15 protein-coding genes are annotated in these 15,532 nt (G+C 68.9%); 10 read left to right on the forward strand and 5 right to left on the reverse strand.

Going from position 1 to position 15,532, the window contains the following annotated elements; translation table 11 throughout:
- Positions 1–601 precede the first annotated feature (601 nt).
- On the reverse strand, positions 602–1,219 hold the full coding sequence (locus IEZ27_RS36900; RefSeq protein WP_189651500.1) for a CGNR zinc finger domain-containing protein: 618 nt from the start codon (positions 1,217–1,219) through the stop codon (positions 602–604).
- A gap of 94 nt (positions 1,220–1,313) precedes the next feature.
- Here IEZ27_RS36900 and IEZ27_RS36905 point away from each other — a divergent pair, with 94 nt between their 5' ends.
- Together IEZ27_RS36905 and IEZ27_RS36910 are read left to right on the forward strand one after the other, a co-directional pair.
- Positions 1,314–2,063, forward strand: a complete 750-nt coding sequence (locus tag IEZ27_RS36905; protein WP_189651501.1) for a metallophosphoesterase — start codon at positions 1,314–1,316, stop codon at positions 2,061–2,063.
- Complete coding sequence (locus IEZ27_RS36910; protein WP_189651502.1) at positions 2,060–2,677, forward strand: LysE family translocator; 618 nt, start codon at positions 2,060–2,062, stop codon at positions 2,675–2,677. The genes IEZ27_RS36905 and IEZ27_RS36910 overlap by 4 nt, the downstream gene beginning before the upstream one ends.
- 398 nt (positions 2,678–3,075) lie before the next feature.
- Here the strand turns inward: IEZ27_RS36910 and IEZ27_RS36915 are convergent, their stop codons facing one another.
- Positions 3,076–3,660 carry a DinB family protein gene (locus IEZ27_RS36915; protein ID WP_189651503.1) on the reverse strand — a complete coding sequence of 195 codons (585 nt, stop codon included), beginning with the start codon at positions 3,658–3,660 and terminating at the stop codon, positions 3,076–3,078.
- Between the two features lie 453 nt (positions 3,661–4,113).
- On the opposite strand from IEZ27_RS36915, the gene IEZ27_RS36920 reads away from it, so the two are divergent.
- Positions 4,114–4,683: a hypothetical protein gene (locus tag IEZ27_RS36920; RefSeq protein WP_229824685.1), complete on the forward strand. Its 570-nt coding sequence runs from the start codon at positions 4,114–4,116 to the stop codon at positions 4,681–4,683.
- Positions 4,684–5,470: 787 nt separating this feature from the next.
- On the opposite strand, the gene IEZ27_RS36925 is transcribed toward IEZ27_RS36920, so the two are convergent.
- Entirely contained in the window at positions 5,471–5,881 is a 411-nt protein-coding gene (locus tag IEZ27_RS36925) for a RidA family protein (protein ID WP_189651505.1), read from the reverse strand.
- 79 nt (positions 5,882–5,960) lie between these two features.
- Here IEZ27_RS36925 and IEZ27_RS36930 point away from each other — a divergent pair, with 79 nt between their 5' ends.
- Entirely contained in the window at positions 5,961–6,332 is a 372-nt protein-coding gene (locus IEZ27_RS36930; protein ID WP_189651506.1) for a winged helix-turn-helix transcriptional regulator, read from the forward strand.
- A 768-nt stretch (positions 6,333–7,100) separates the two neighbouring features.
- Here IEZ27_RS36930 and IEZ27_RS36935 read toward each other — a convergent pair.
- Positions 7,101–7,553 carry a hypothetical protein gene (locus tag IEZ27_RS36935; RefSeq protein WP_189651507.1) on the reverse strand — a complete coding sequence of 151 codons (453 nt, stop codon included), beginning with the start codon at positions 7,551–7,553 and terminating at the stop codon, positions 7,101–7,103.
- A gap of 453 nt (positions 7,554–8,006) precedes the next feature.
- Here IEZ27_RS36935 and IEZ27_RS36940 point away from each other — a divergent pair, with 453 nt between their 5' ends.
- From IEZ27_RS36940 to IEZ27_RS36965, 6 genes are all read left to right on the forward strand, one after another.
- Complete coding sequence (locus IEZ27_RS36940; RefSeq protein WP_189651508.1) at positions 8,007–9,734, forward strand: ABC transporter substrate-binding protein; 1,728 nt, start codon at positions 8,007–8,009, stop codon at positions 9,732–9,734.
- Entirely contained in the window at positions 9,721–10,650 is a 930-nt protein-coding gene (locus IEZ27_RS36945) for an ABC transporter permease (RefSeq protein WP_125629633.1), read from the forward strand. The genes IEZ27_RS36940 and IEZ27_RS36945 overlap by 14 nt, the downstream gene beginning before the upstream one ends.
- Positions 10,647–11,633: an ABC transporter permease gene (locus IEZ27_RS36950; protein ID WP_189651509.1), complete on the forward strand. Its 987-nt coding sequence runs from the start codon at positions 10,647–10,649 to the stop codon at positions 11,631–11,633. The genes IEZ27_RS36945 and IEZ27_RS36950 overlap by 4 nt, the downstream gene beginning before the upstream one ends.
- The gene (locus IEZ27_RS36955) at positions 11,626–12,660 is read left to right on the forward strand and encodes an ABC transporter ATP-binding protein (protein ID WP_189651510.1); all 1,035 of its coding nucleotides are present in this window, start codon (positions 11,626–11,628) and stop codon (positions 12,658–12,660) included. The genes IEZ27_RS36950 and IEZ27_RS36955 overlap by 8 nt, the downstream gene beginning before the upstream one ends.
- Positions 12,657–13,442: an ABC transporter ATP-binding protein gene (locus IEZ27_RS36960; RefSeq protein ID WP_229824686.1), complete on the forward strand. Its 786-nt coding sequence runs from the start codon at positions 12,657–12,659 to the stop codon at positions 13,440–13,442. The genes IEZ27_RS36955 and IEZ27_RS36960 overlap by 4 nt, the downstream gene beginning before the upstream one ends.
- 126 nt (positions 13,443–13,568) lie before the next feature.
- On the forward strand, positions 13,569–14,417 hold the full coding sequence (locus IEZ27_RS36965) for an alpha/beta fold hydrolase (RefSeq protein ID WP_189651511.1): 849 nt from the start codon (positions 13,569–13,571) through the stop codon (positions 14,415–14,417).
- Here the strand turns inward: IEZ27_RS36965 and IEZ27_RS36970 are convergent.
- On the reverse strand, positions 14,404–15,366 hold the full coding sequence (locus tag IEZ27_RS36970) for a LysR family transcriptional regulator (RefSeq protein ID WP_189651512.1): 963 nt from the start codon (positions 15,364–15,366) through the stop codon (positions 14,404–14,406). The two genes, IEZ27_RS36965 and IEZ27_RS36970, sit on opposite strands and share 14 nt — an antisense overlap.
- Positions 15,367–15,532: the final 166 nt, after the last annotated feature.

A 15,532-nucleotide genomic window follows, 5' to 3' on the forward strand; every position in this document is an offset into this window, starting at 1 on the left:
GCGTCACCGGCGCCCGCGCCTCCGGCCACGCGCCTCGTGCGGGGCGGGGGTACGGCTGGCCGGCGCATGATTGGTCACCACTTTTTACAGACTCCATGGGAAGTTTGTCGAGCTACGAGCTCTCCTGTTCGGGATCATCTCCACATTAGGCCCGCGTCGCAAGAGCCCCGAGATGAATATCTATGGACTCCAGAATAAAACAGCGCATGCACAGCCCTCGGCGCTCCCCTCGCGACCTCGGGGGTCATGGGGGAGCGCCCAGGTCCACAACGGCCAGTCGGTCATCGGCAACAGGCGCACGGCGTGCGCCGCGCTCCCGAACACGGTCGCCGGGCCGGCCGGGCTCCACAGCTGGGCGCCGATGGTGTCGCGGCCCTGAAGGTGCGGGGCGCGGGCCAGACAGAACCAGGCGGTGGGCCTTGTCCACGCGCTGGATCGCGTCGAGCTGGATGGCGCCCAGGTGGGTCAGCACGTCGAGCGCCTGGGCCTGCGACAAGCGCAGGGTGCGACTAGGCATGGGAACTCACCGCCTGCGGGCGCGCCGCCCGGGCAGGCCGGGCGAGAGCCCAGGCGCGGCGCCGGACGCGGGGCTTGTCGGTGGTCAGGACCCGGGCAGCTCTCGGGCGGTCGTGGCGTTGTGGCGCTGGTAGTGGCGTGCGGCCCGGGCACGGTTGCCGCATGACGGCTTGCACCACTCCTGCCGCCCGTGGCTCTTGACGAAGTAGCGTACGCAGCGCGGCGCGTTGCAGGCCCGCAACTGCTCACGTTGCGGACCGCTCAGGAAATCGATGGCGGCCCGCGCCAGGGCCGCGATCAACCGGACGCTCGCATCGCGCTCGGTCGACAACACTTCCGTACGGGGTGTTCCGCTCGTGGGCCAGTCGAGTTGCGGGACGATCGCTTCACGGGCGGCAGCCGCGTTGAGGTGCGCCAGCGCCTGCTCGACCGGCATCAGCCGGTGGGCGTCGGCCCGGCTTGGGGGCGCTGGGCTGACCGCTTGCGCGAACAACGCCCGTACGGCCCGGCGGAGCCCGACGATCTCGCTCCTGAGCTCCTCGCCTGCCGTGAGCTCTGCGACGTCCACGTGGCCGGGCAGCAACTCGGCCTGCTGATGGATCCAGCGGGTTGTGCCCTGCGCCGTTGCCAGGTCGTCGGCGACACCGCCGTTGCCGTCGTGGCGGATCGTGCTCGCCAGTTCCAGTGCCGGCCAGCGCTCCACTCGAACCTCCCGGTTGCTTATGTCGTCTTCCGTACCCTATGGTTCCTAACGCTAAATCCCATTTAACCATTAGACAGCTTTGGGGGATCGCACGATGACGTTGCTCTTGGCTCAGATCAGCGACCTGCACCTTGACGGCACCGACAGGGCGACCCGACGCGCCACCTACGTCATGGACTACCTGAGGGCGCTGCCCCGCCCGGTCGACGCCCTGCTGGTCACCGGTGACATCGCCGATCACGGCGCGGAGGCCGAGTACGAGCAGGCCGCCCAGATCCTGGCTGCCCCCTTCCCGGTGCTCACCTGCCCCGGCAACCACGACGTCCGTACGGCCTACCGCAAGGCGCTGCTGCGAAAGCCGTCCGCGCCCGGCCCCGTCAACCGGGTGCACCACGTCGCCGGCACCGCCATCCTGATGTGCGACTCCACCATCCCCGGGCGCGACGAGGGACGGCTCGACGCCGAAACCCTCGCCTGGATGCACGCCACCCTCGACGGGCTCGCCCCGGACACGCCCGCGCTGATCGCCTTCCATCAGCCGCCCGTCGTACTGCACCACCCGTTGCCCGACTCCGGGCGGCTGGAGTCGCCCGGCGACCTGGCCGCGCTGCTCGACGCCCATCCGCAGGTCGTCGCCGTGCTCACCGGCCACGCTCACACCGCGGCCGCCTCCACCTTCGCCGGTCGTCCCCTGATCGTCGCACCGGCCGTCACCTGGACCCTGCGCCTGCCGTGGGAGGGCGACCAGCCCGCCGACCGCGACCAACCGCCCGGCCTCGCCTTCCACATCCTGGACGACGACCACCGCCTCACCACCCACTTCCGCGTCGTGCTCCAGGCATGACCCACACGTACGCGGTCATCGCGTTCCTCCTGGCGATCCTGCCCATCATCGCCACTCCGGGCGCCAGCCTGACCCTGCTCATCCAGCACGTCACGGCCGGTGGTCACCGGCAGGCCCTCCCGATCATCCTCGGTACGGTCAGCGGCCTGTACGCCCACGCGACCCTGGCCATCGCCGGACTGTCGGCCCTGGTCATGCACTCCAGCCAGGCCTTCACCATCGTCAAACTCCTCGGGGCGGCCTACCTCATCGGCCTCGGCCTGTGGACCTGGCGCTCCACCACCCTGCCCCCGCCTCCCAAGCCGACGGATCGGCCGGAGCGTACCGGCTCCGTCTACACCCAGGCCCTGCTCGCGAACGTACTCAACCCCAAGGCGGCCTCCATCTACCTGACCCTGGTCCCGCAGTTCATCGTGCCCGGCCCGCCCCTCAACGGGCAGATCCTCACCCTGGCCACCGCCCATGCCCTGCTGATGGCGGTGTGGCTGCTGACCTGGACGGTCCTTGTCCGCCAAGGGGCACATGTTCTGCACAAGGCCCGCTTCAAGCGCGCATTCGGCAAGGTGACGGCGGTAGTGCTCGTCGTCCTCGGTGTCCGGGCCGCCACGATGTAGGCGATGTCGCGGTCGGCGGCGCCGGCGCAAGCTCGTGGCGCGCTCGACCGATCCTGGGAAACGATCTTTCTCATTCGGGAAGCGATCTTCTCAACCCTCCCGTCGCCCCAGGTCATCCCCGCTCGTGAACACCCTGGCAGTCGGTGTGAGCGCCTGGCTGAGCCAGGCAGTACAGCTCCCGGTTGTGCGCCGGAACACCTCAGCCCCGCCGGGGCGGCCGTGAGGGTCAGGCGTAGGTGTAGGCGCCGTTGACCGTGCTCCTCGCTCACCTGACACGGTGGAGTGCATGGAACCCGAGAGCGGTGATGAGCTTGAACGGTTTGTCAGGCCTGTCATTGATGACGGCCGTCATTGTCCCCGCCAAGGGCACGGCCACGGTGGCGCGATGTGGTCAAGCCTTAATCGGTGCGGGCCGCCCTGGCGGCCTGCTCGATCTTCGCCCAGTAGGAAGCACGGGCTTCCTCGTCGATCTGCTCCTCGTATTCGGGGCGCAACCCGGTCCGGCCGTCGAGGCTCTCGCGCAGGATATCGGCGTGCCCGGCATGCCGGGTGGACTCGGCGAGGACATGGACCATGATGGCGAACAGGTTCGTGTGCCAGGCCGGCGTTGACTCCGGCCACCACGGCACATGGCCGGGGGCGTCGAGGGGAAGCTCGTTGATCGTCGCGTCCGAGTGTTCCCACGTACGCCGGTAGAACCCGATGATCTGATCGCGGGTCTCGTCCTCGGTCGCCCACAGATCGTTGCCGTCGGAGTCCTGCCACCGGGGCAGCGGTTCTGGGGAAGGGCGGTCGAAGACCTCGCCGAAGTACCTGGCCTCGATGGTGGCCACGTGTTTGACCAGGCCGAGGAGGTTGGTCCCGGTCGCTGTCAAAGGTCGGCGGGCGTCGTATTCGGACAAGCCGTCGAGCTTCCAGAGCAGCGCCTTGCGGTCCCGCCGCAGTCTCTCGTGCAGGTTGTCTTTCACGAAATCGTCGATCACGGGTCACGATTCTGTCAGGCTGCGCCGGTGGGCTCAGCTTGCGAGCTGCCTGGAGTCGTTCGGCTCCGCCGGCTATCGCTCACAGCCACACTGCCCGGGACTTGAGGTCCCGCAGGGCAGGAGGCCTAGGGTTTCGGGGGTTTCCCAGGCGATCAGGTGCCGCTCGGGCGCGCCGAGCCGGTGCGCGAGGTCCACACCGAGACCACGGTCCGCACCCAGACCCAAGAGGCACGGTCACGGGCGCACAGTGGCTCCGCCGGAGCGGGCCACGTACGTGGAGGCCAGGCGTGCTGTCGCGCCTTTTGGAGACCGGTCGAGCTGGTCTTCAAAAACAATCGATTCTCAACACCTGAGAGACTGATCTTTGTGTCAGACGACCCAGACCTCCGGCCCTCCGTAGAGATTCGCGACTACCTCAGACGAGAGCTGAATTCGGCTCTACGCAGGCCAGGGATGTACGGCAACGAGGTCGCGCTGCGCATTCTCGTCGACCACCTGGCGCATGTGGAACAACGTGAGGATCACTGGTCCGCAGCCTTGCAGGACTGGAAGACGCACGGGGCCTTCATGTCGACCGGAGTCACCGGAGCGTTCGCCTGTTTGATACCCGGTCATTACGCGTGCGGTGTGGCTTCGATCTACGCGGAATTCGCCCGTACCCAAGGCTGGCTCCAAGCCGATCGCACACTGACACTCCAGGAGTACCGTGCCCTCACGGCCACGATCAGCACCTGGACAGCGCTCAACCGGACACTCACCGAAGTCACGACCGCCTTCGGCCCACCCTCGATCCTCTTCGGCGGGAACAACCCGCTCTACGGAAAGACCCTCAGCTACCTGACCGGCGTGCCCGAAGAGCCGATGATCTCCTTTCACCTCTGGAACGGGCCGGCCCTGGAAGCCGAACAACAATGGCCACCCGCCCACGCCGAGCCTGTTCTGCTCGCCGTCCGCATCGGTGAGGGGAATTTCGGCCAGAGCTTCACCTTTACCCCCGAGGGCCGGCTCCGCCGCCCTGTATGAATCTGTTCAACCGCCGGGCGAAGCGAGCGACGTCCAGGCACTGTCGGGCGCTGACTCCATCCATGATGGGACGCAATCGTCCCCTGGCTGCGTGATTGCTTCTCGAGCCAACGAGTTGTCGCTCGCCGAGTAGACGCCGGGTCGCGGTGATGTGGCTCGAGCGGTACGGGCCGGCATATCAACACGCCACGGGCGGTCAAGGGCGCGCGTTCACGCAGGTCAGTGGCCTACTGGAACCCCTGCTCGCGCAACAGATCGGTCTTCGGGAGGTCCGGGCCGACAGTCGGTGACCTTCACCATTTGCGGTCGGATTTGTGGAACCTCTCGCCCATCCTGAGGCTCGGTAGCTCGACTTCTCAGCTCGCGGTCGGACCTTCCACCGGTTGTGAAGCCGTTTCGAGGGCCGCGAGCTCTTCTGGACTGCCGACGAAGGCGGGACCGCATCCTGGGGGGAAGGCGTTCCACCACCATGGCGACGGCTTGTTCAGGTGTCGCGGCGTGCCCCACCATCTGACCGCGTGGGGGGGCCGGCCACGAAAGTGCTTTGAGATCGTATACCGTCTGCGCCCGGATGTGAGCGGGCCCGCGTTCGGGCGCCGCGACCGTGGCGTTCCTCAGCACGATCGTCAACCCCAACACCGGACGGGTCGCGTTGCGCCCTGGTGGCCGGGTTCGGCCCGCAGAACGACGCCGATCGCTTGGGAAACGGATGTCCCTCAAGCGGTCGGCGAGTGGTGTTCGTGCGTGCGTGGTCTCGCGGTGACCAGGCCCGGCTCCGTACGCCGAATCAGTCGAGCAGTGCGGTCGCCTCGACCTCGACGAGCACGTCCGGCTCGAAGAGGTGGTCGACGCCGATGAGGGAGGCCGGCGGCATGGGGAGCGCAAGGCCGATCTCCTCGGCGACGGCCTCGACTCCGGCCATGAAGTCGCCGATCTTCTCCGGACTCCACCGGGTCACATAGAACGTCAGGCGCAACACGTCCGCGAACGAGGCACCTGCGCCTGCCAGGCCGACGGCGGTGTTGCGCAGAGCCTGCGCGACCTGTCCGGCCAGATCGCCGGGGGCCACCGGGGTTCCGTCGGCCCGTCGTGCGACCTGCCCGCTGACATGGACGTGCGTCGTGCCCGTGCCGACGGCGACATGGTGGTAGGGGGTTGGCTGGAGCAGGCCTTCAGGGGTGAAATGCTTGACGGCCACAGCTGTTTCTCCTTGTCAACGTAGGTATCTTTAAGCTACTTAGTAGGAGAAGGACACTTCAACGAGACCAGGTTTCACCATGGATACCGGCAGCGAACTCCGCATCGACGCCCCACACCGCGAACTCCTCGATCAGGTGCTCGACAAGTGGTCCCTCGGTGTGCTCAACGAGCTCTGCGAACGCCCCTGCCGCTTCAACCAGCTACGCCGGGCCATGCCCGCGGTCACGCAGAAGTCGCTGACCGCGACTCTTCGCCGCCTCGAGCGCAACGGGGTGATCGAACGCGAGGTCCTCTCCACGCGGCCGGTGGCGATCGAGTATCGGATCACACCGCTCGGCAAGACCTTGCGGCAGCCTGTTGACGTCCTGCTGGCCTGGGCGTCCGAGCACATGCCCGCCATCGAACATGCCCGTGACGTCTTCGACACGCGCGAAGACGCGGGCCTCTGAGACCTGTGTCCTGGTCCCGTTCGAGCCGGCGGCTCAGGCCCGTGACGGGGCGGCCGAGCATCGAAGCCTTTCCTGCTGTCGTGCATGAACTTCCGAGGGCGCGGGATTCCGCACCCACACCTCGCCCCGGTGCGGCGATCGTCCGCTCTGCGCAGTGGGAAGCCGTCAGATTCAGCCCCGCTCGGCAGCGATGCGGGCGGCCTCGTGCCGATTGGCCGCTCCACGCGTGGCGATCGCCTCAGCGAGAGTTACGCACCGTGCCTGCGACACCGACACCTGTCGAGCGATCTCCTCGGCGGGCGGCGTCCCGTGCCAGGGCGAGCATGTCGGCCTCACGGGGCGTGAGCGGGGAGTTCCCCGCGCGGGTCGCCTCGGCCGCCGGTTCCGGATCGACATGACGGCCGCCCGCGGCGATCTTGGCGGGGCCGCCTGAGGGGCGCCTGAGCCGCGTGGTGGCATTCCGGCCGGCCGCTGTGGGGGGCTTCAGACCGACGGGCGTTTGGCGCGGGCGGAGCGACGATCTCGGCGAGCTGGGTGTTGGCCTCGCGGGTCACCACGATGGCGCCGGCCTCCGGCAGGTCCTGCACACCCGGAGACGACAGGGACAGTACGGCGACATCGATGCCTTGGTCGTCCATGTGGGCCGGCCGCTGCTCGCCGACTTCACGCAAGGTTCCTCACGATCGGGCTGTCCCCGAAGCCGCGTGAGAAGATCCGCGACGACGAGCCTCCGCTCCAGGGTGGAGCTTCCTGGCCTGACGAGCCGTCTCAGGAGAGCGTCCGCGCGTACCGTTGGAGCGTCATCCGCCACCGTTCGCTCGTCAGGACCTCCTCCTCCAGGGCCAGCTCGGCAGGCGCGCCCGGTGCGCACACCCCGTAAACCTGGCTTGCCACCTCCGGCGCCAGCAAGTAGTCGTAGCTGAAAGAGCCCTCGAACGCGAGCCATGCCACAACGGCGCCTTCGCATGCCCGGTCCAGGCATGCCTTCAGATAGGCATCCAGGTCCTCGGGAACGGCATCGAAGATCAGGTCGTACTCGAACACGTGCCGCCCCGGCAGATAGTCCTCATCGGCCGTGAGGTCGTAGACCTTCACCTGTGAGGGCGCGACGTCGCCGTCACGAAAGCCGGCCTGGAGCGGCGCCTTGGCGGTGGTGACCACGAAGATGCTGATGACGCACCGGACACCATCCCATGTCAGCGCCTCGGCGACCTTCCCCACTACAGACCCCACTTCGCGATGTTCCTGGCGGCAGGTACCACGGCCGAGATGACCTTGCCCTGGTACGGGCCTTCTGTTGCGACGAAGACAACTACCATCTTGCCGCGCACCATGCCCGCGAACGCTCTTGTCTTGGTGCCGCCCAGCTTCCACGCGAATGTCTTCGTGGGGTTGGTGAGGATCGGAGTCAGTGGCGCGTCGTTGTCGTGCGGGATTTCGGCGGGTACTGCCAGAGGCCGGGGCCCGTGGATGTGCGCCGCGGTCTTCCGGTCACCGGGGCCGACGGACTAACATTGACGCCGCGCGCGCGGATCTCCGCGATCTTTCAGATTTTCTGAAAGATCCGTTGCAGAACTCCTCGATGGACGTGTGCTCTCGCTCGCCAACAGACTCCCTTCCTGAGATCCACAGCGGACCCGACCGATCGGGGCCGCTTCACAGGAAGCGCGATCTATGGCGAATCGATCCCGGAGAGTGGTGCCCGCAGGGCTCGCGCTCGTGCTGGCCCTCGTGACGGCGGGCTGCAACGCGAACCCGCAGTCCAGCTCGCAGTCCGGCTCGCAGTCCACCGAGCCGACGACGAGCAAGAAGACGACGGGGCTCGAGTCCGTGCCCCAGGGCGGGACCCTGCATTACCTCTCGCGGCGCGCGACCGAGTCCTTCGAGACCGCCAACGCGCAGATGGTGCCGACCAGCCGGCTGCGGTGGGTGCACCGCGGGCTGACGTCGTGGCGGACGCTCCCCGACAAGGACACGGTCCTCGTGCCGGACCTCGCCACCGACACCGGCAAGACGGACGACGGCGGCAAGACGTGGACCTTCACGTTGAAGGAGGGCTTGAAGTTCTCCGACGGCAGCCCCATCACCGCGCAGGACGTGAAGTACGGCATCGAGCGGTCGTTCGCGCCGATGTTTCAGGGCGGCCTTGGCTACCACAAGACGCTGCTGGTCGGCGGCACCGACTACGACGGCCCGTACGACGGCAAGGAGCTCGACTCCATCGAGGTCGCCGGTGACCACAAGATCGTCTTCCGGCTGAAGCGTCCGTTCGGCAACTGGCCGTGGATCGTCAGCATGCCGGCCTTCGCGCCGGTGCCGGCCGCCGCCGACACCAAGCCGGAGACGTACGGCGAGCACCCGGTCGCCAGCGGCCCGTACCAGGTGACGAGCTTCCGCAAGGGGTCGCAGGCGGTGCTGGAGCGCAACCCGAACTGGACGGCCGACAGCGACCAGGTGCGGTTCGCCGGCCCGGACAAGATCGTCCTTGACATGGGCCTGAACAACGACACGATCGTGCAGCGCCTCATCGACGACAAGGGCGAGGACCAGACCGCGATCAGCAACGCGCTCATCTCGCCGTCGCAGTTCCAGCGGATCCAGTCCGACCCGTCGATCGCCGGCCGCATGGCCAACAGCCCCTCGGGCTACTTCCGCTACCTCGCCATGAACGTCAAGCGCCCGGGTCTGTCCGACGTCCGCGTGCGGCAGGCGATCAACTACGCGATCAACAAGGCCGAGTTGCAAAGCGTGTACGGCGGCCCGAAGTTCGGCGGCCAGATCACCTCGACCATCATGACGCCCGGCATCCCCGGCTACACCGAGTACAACCTGTACGACGGCGGTGACACCGGCAACGTCGACAAGGCGAAGGAACTGCTCGCCGCCGCCGGCGCCTCCGACCTGAAGCTCACACTGACCTATCCGACCGACGTGAGTGCGATCGAGGAGAAGGAAGCCCAGAGCATCAAGAACTCGCTGGCGCGGGTCGGCGTCAAGGTCGAGCTCAAGGGCCTGGACGGCAACACCTGGTCCGAGCTCGTCTCGTCCGACGACGGCGACTACGACATGACGACGAACGGCTGGGGAGCGGACTTCCCGAGCGGCATGAGCACCATCCAGCCGCTGTTCGCGTCGAGCGAGATCGGCAACGGCGGCGGAAACGCCTCGAAGTTCTCCAACCCCAAGGTGGACGCCGCGATCGACGCCGCGGTCGCGGAGCCGGACCTCGACAAGGCCGCCAAGATGTGGGCCGCGATCGACAAGCAGATCATGGAGGACGCCCCGGTCGTGCCGATCCTCGTGCAGCGCACGCAGGCCCTGGCCGGTTCGAAGATCATGAACTACTTCATCCCGGCCTACCCGCCGTTCGCGAACGAGTTGGTCGTCGGTGTCGATCGCTGAGATCCAGCAGGCGGAGGGCCGGGGCACCTCGGTCCTCGGCCGCTTCCTCCGGAAGCGGTCCGGCGTCGCCGGCCTGGTCATGCTGGTGGTGCCGCTCGTCGCGGGGCTCTGCGCCCCGCTGCTCGTGTGGATGGAGGGACAGGACCCGAACACCTTGCACACCGACGTGCTCGACCCGGACGGCGGCCGTCCGCTGGGCGCCTTCGGTGGCGTCAGCGCCGACCACTGGCTCGGTGTCGTCCCGGTGACGGGTGTCGACCTGTTCGCCCAGATCGTCTACGGCATCCGCTCGTCGCTGTTCATCGCGTTCGGGGCGAGCATCCTGTCGATCGCCTTCGCCGCCGTCCTCGGTACGGCGATCGGGTACTTCGGTGGCTGGCTCAACGCCGTCGCGGGGCGGGTGATCGACTTCATGTTCGGTTTCCCGGGCCTGATGTTCGTCATCGCGATCATGGCGATCGTGCCGCCGGAGATGCCGCGGGCGCTGGTCCTCGTACTGGTACTGGCCTTCTTCGGCTGGACCGTCCCGGCCCGGATCATCGGCGCCCAGGCCGGCGCCGTCAACGCCCGCGCCTTCGTCGAGGCGGCGCGCGCGACAGGCGCCGCGCCCTGGCAGATCATCCGCCGGGAGATGTTGCCGCACCTCTTCGGCCTGGTCGTCGTCCTGTTCGCGATGTCACTTCCCGGCAACGTCAGCGTCGTCGCGGGACTGTCGTTCCTCGGCGTCGGCCTGCGTGGCGATGTCCCCGACCTCGGCAAACTGCTTTCGGACTCGCTGCCGTGGATCTACAGCGGTGCGGACGTCTGGTACATGCTCTTCCCGGGCGCCGTGGTGTTCCTGATCGTATTCGGCGCCACGCTCGCCGGTGACGCGCTCCGCGACGTCCTCGACGTGCGCATGGAGGATTCCGCATGATCGTCTACATTGCCCGCCGCATGGCCACCGCGGTGTTCATGCTCCTCGCGATCGCCTTCGTGACGATAGCCCTCTTCTTCGGGGCCTCGAAGGACCCGGCCCGCGCCATGTGCGGCAAGCCGTGCCCGCCCGAGACCCGGGCCAAGGTCAGCGCCTACATGCAGACCGACCAGAGCCCGGTGTGGCAGTACGTCCAGTTCGTGAAGGGCCTGTTCACCGGCCGTACGTACGGCGAGGGCGCCCAGCAGGTGCACTGCCAGGCGCCGTGCTTCGGCTACTCGTTCCCGAACCGCAGCGACGTGACGACGCTCATCACCGAGCGGCTGCCCGTCACGTTGTCGCTCGCGTTGGGCGCGGCCGTCCTGTGCCTCGTCGTGGGCATCGGCCTCGGCGCGTTGTCGGCGATACGCAAGGGCGGGATCGTCGACCGGTTCTCGATAGGCTTCGCGATGTTCGGGCTGTCGGTCCCGACCTTCCTCGTCGGCCTGCTCGTCATCCAGGTCTTCGGCTTCATGCTCAACGCGCTGCCGTACTCCGGTTTCGTGCCGTTCTCGGAGTCACCGGCGGATTGGGCCTGGCACCTGATCGGCCCGTGGATGGTGTTGTCGTTCATCCTCGCCGCCGGCTACATCCGGGTCACCCGTACGCAGCTCCTCAACGAACTCTCGGCCGACCACCTCGTCGCGATGACCGCGCGCGGCGCGTCGACCCGGCGGGTGAACCGGCACGCCGTCCGCGGCGTGATGGTGCCGGTCGTGGCGATGTTCGCGCTCGACGTCACCGCGCTCCTGGGCGGCTCGGTGATCGCGGAGAAGGTGTTCAGCCTGCACGGGCTCGGCGACCTGCTGCTGTCCGGCGTGAACGAGTCCGACCTGAGCATCGTCGTCGGGGTGACGCTCTTCTCCGCCTTCCTCATCATCGTCGGCAATCTGATCGCCGACCTGCTGATGCCGCTTCTCGACCCGAGGATCCGCCGTGCCTGACCCCGTACTCCAGGTCGAGGACCTGTGTGTCTCGTTCACCAGCGGCGGCCTCACCGCCGATGTCGTGCGGGACCTCTCCGTGAGGCTGGACGGCGGCCGCACGCTCGCCGTGGTCGGCGAGTCGGGATCGGGCAAGACGATCACCGGCCGGGCGATCATGCGGCTCCTGCCGCGCGGTGCGAGCGCCCGGGGCCGGATCGTCGTCGCCGGGCGGGAGATGCTCTCCGCCGACGAGCGCGAGCTGCGCCGGGCCCGCGGCTCCGACGTGGCCATGGTGTTCCAGGACTCGATGTCCACGCTCAGCCCGTACCTCGACATCGGCGCGCACATCGCCCAGGCGGTCCGCCTGCACGACCCGTCGGTCACCCGTCGCGCCGCGCGGGCCCGTGCGGTCGAGATGCTCGACCGGGTCGGCATCCCCGGGCCCGCGGACGCCGTACGCCGCTTCCCGCACGAGTTCTCGGGCGGCATGCGGCAACGCGCGGTGATCGCGATGGCCCTGGTGAACCGGCCGGCGCTGCTCATCGCCGACGAGCCGACCACCGCGCTCGACGTGACGGTGCAGGCCCAGATCCTGGCCCTGCTCCGCGGGCTCCAGCAGGAGTACGGCATGGCGATGCTCCTGATCAGCCACGACTTCGGGGTGGTGGCGAGCGCGGCGGACGACGTCCTCGTGCTGTACGCCGGCCGCCAGGCCGAGTACGGCAGCCTCCGCGACATCTTCGATCAGCCCGCCCACCCGTACACCGCAGGTCTCCGCGCGGCCACGCCGCGGCTGGACGCCCGGCTCGACATCGGCGGCGAGCGGACGCGGCTGCGCGCCATCCCCGGCACGCCCACGTCGCTGCGCGACGCCGGACCGGGTTGCGCCTTCGCGCCGCGCTGCGGCTTCGCCGACCAGGTCGGCGAACGCTGTGTCGTGGAGGTACCGCTGCCCACCGTCCGCCCGGCCGGCGAGGACGGCGGCGTGCACCTCGCGGCCTGCCACCTCGATCGTCTCCCCGAACCGCAGGAGGTCGCCCGGTGAGCACGATCCTGGAGATGACCGACGTCAGCAAGCGCTACCGCACCGCCGGTGGCTTCGGCCGCGGCCGCAAGGGCTTCCTCGCCGTGGACGGCGTCTCGCTCCACGTCGAGCGGGGCGAGGCGCTCGGCCTGGTCGGCGAGTCCGGCTCGGGCAAGTCCACGCTGGCGCGGATGGCCAACGGCCTGGTGGTGCCGACGTCCGGCACCGTCCGTACGGACGGGCAGGACATCGCCCGCCTCGGCCGGCGAGGACTGCGGCGGCTGCGGCGCAACGTCGCCATGGTCTTCCAGGACCCGCTGGCGTCACTGAACCCGCTGCAGACCGTGCGGCAGACGCTGGAGAACGTCTTCCACGCGCACGGCGAGACGACGTCGACCGCCGAACTGGTCGCGCTGCTGGAGTCGGTCGGCCTCGGCGCCGACTACCTGAAGCGCTACCCGCACGAGGCGTCCGGCGGGCAGCTCCAGCGCGTCGCCGTGGCACGAGCGCTCGCCCTCAAGCCGGATCTGATCATCGCGGACGAGCCGACCTCGGCGCTCGACGTGTCGGTGCGCGCCCAGATCCTCAACCTGCTGGCCGACCTGCAGCGCGACCAGGGGATCTCGTTCCTCCACGTCAGCCACGACCTGGCGGTGATCCGGCTCTACAGCGACCGGGTCGCCGTCATGCAGCGCGGCCGTATCGTCGAGACCGGCTCGTCCGAGGAGATCTTCCGCTCCCCGCAGCACCCCTGCACGCGCGCGCTGGTCGAGGCGACACCGGAGGCGGAGCTACCGGCCTGACCTGACCCGCGGGAGCGTTGCGCGACGCCGAAGAGGCGTGCCACGATCTTGACCATGATCCACCGAACGACAACCCCGTCGTGAGCCGGCCGGGGGCCGGCGCGACAGAGCAGTGAATGAGGACACGTGGGAACAGACCTGTTCGTCCGAGAGTATGGGCGGGACGCAGCAGATGCGCCGGCCATCCTCATCCTCCACGGCGCCGTGGAGTCCGGCGCGTGCTTCGGTGACGCCGTCGATCGCTGGGGCGGCGACTACCACATCGTGGCGCCGGACGCACGGGGCCATGGGGAGTCGCCCGGCCGCCTGCCCGAGCACGAGGGCGTTCCGTCCACCGACGTGATGGTGCAGGACGCGATCGACATCCTCAAGGACATGCTCGACGAGACCGGGCGCAGGACGCTCGTCGTCGGGCACTCCATGGGCGCGCGGATCGCCGCCTTCGTCGCCGCCGACGCCCCGCATCTCGTGGCCGGCGTCGTGCTGGAGGACCCGCCGTGGTGGGTGCCGGAGGCCGGTCCCAACCCGTGGCTCAGCGTCGAGCAGACCACCAAGGACCCCTTCGACTTCGCCGACACGGCGTCGGTCGAGGAACTCATGGACATGCAGCGCGAGCTCAAGCCCCACTGGGCGGAGCAGGAGCTGCGCCCGCTCGCCGAGGCGATGAAGGCCGTCGACATCGACTACATGCAGCAGCGGGTCCACGAGAAGCGCCGGATCTGGACGCCGACCGCGCGGCAGATCACGGTCGGCCCGGCCGGCGTACCGGCGCTGCTCGTCACCGGCACCGGCGACGTCATCGTCGACAAGCACTCCCGTGATCGCCTCACGGCCGTCGCGCCCGGCTTCGACGTCGTCGTGATAGAGGGCGCCCACCACTGCGTACGCCGCGACAAGCCGGACGAGTACCACCGGCACGTGGACGCCTTCCTCCGCGAGAACGCGCCCTCGGCCGGGGCCGTCACTCGACACTGAAGGTGTCGGACCGCGCGAGCGGGCCGTAGACCTCCGAGTCCGGCTCGGCGACAGCGGCCCGCATCGCATCCAGCCCCGCCCGTACGACGGGGTGGCCCTGGTTGTCGCGCCGCGTCGTCATGATCACCTTGCGCAGCGGCGCGATGCCACGCGTCGGCAGGATCGTCACCCACTCGGCGTCGCGGGCGGAGAGCGCGGACTCCGGCACCAGGCAGATCCCCGCCTCGGCGGCGACCAGCGCCAGCGCGGCGCGGTAGTCGTCCGAGACGTGGGTGATCGGCGGGTGGAAGCCGAGCTCCGCGCACGCCTGCAGCACCATCGTGCGGCACGGATTACCGGGCGAGGGCATGATCCAGCCCTCCTCGGTGAGCTGGGTGAGCGCTATCCCCTCCTCGCCGGACAGCGGGTGCGCCTGGGGGAGGACGACCTTGAACCGCTCGATGTAGAGCGGGAACTTCACGATGTCGGGGGAGTCGCGCTCGGGGTCGGACTCGTACTCCATGCTGACGGTCACGTCGATGTCGCCGCGCATCAGCATCCGGTGGCTCATGTGCGCCTCCGCGTCGACGACGGTGACGTCGACGCCCGGGGCCTGGCGGCGCAGCTCGACGATGGCGGGCGCCACCAGCCAGCTGATCGCCGTGGGGAAGGCGCCGATCCGGAGCTGCCCGAGGACACCGCCCGCGTGCGCGGCCAGGTCGGCCTCGGCGATCTTCAGCCGGGAGCTGATCTCCTCGGCGTGCCCGGCGAGGATGCGCCCGGCCGGCGTGAGCGCCAGCTTGCGCCCCGAGCGTATGACGAGCGCGTGACCGACCTCGCGTTCGAGCGCCGCGAGTTGCTGCGACACCGCGGACGGCGTCAGGTGCAGCGCCGCCGCGGTCGCGGTGACCGAGTCGGACAGCACGAAGGCACGGAGGATGAGGAGACGTCGGGGGTCGATCGTGGGCACGCGGGCTCCGTGGCGGGTCGGCCGGGCGTCCGTCGCAGTGGGGGCATCCGCGAGGCGGGACCGGGGGACCCCGATGTTAGCGGGCCCTTCCGGACGCGGGCGCTCCGGCATGGGGTGCGCCACCTGTGGACGCCGAGAATCGCCTCACCCGCTCTGACCTGGCATG

The sequence above is a fragment of the Nonomuraea spiralis genome (assembly GCF_014648435.1).
Taxonomy (GTDB): domain Bacteria; phylum Actinomycetota; class Actinomycetes; order Streptosporangiales; family Streptosporangiaceae; genus Nonomuraea; species Nonomuraea spiralis.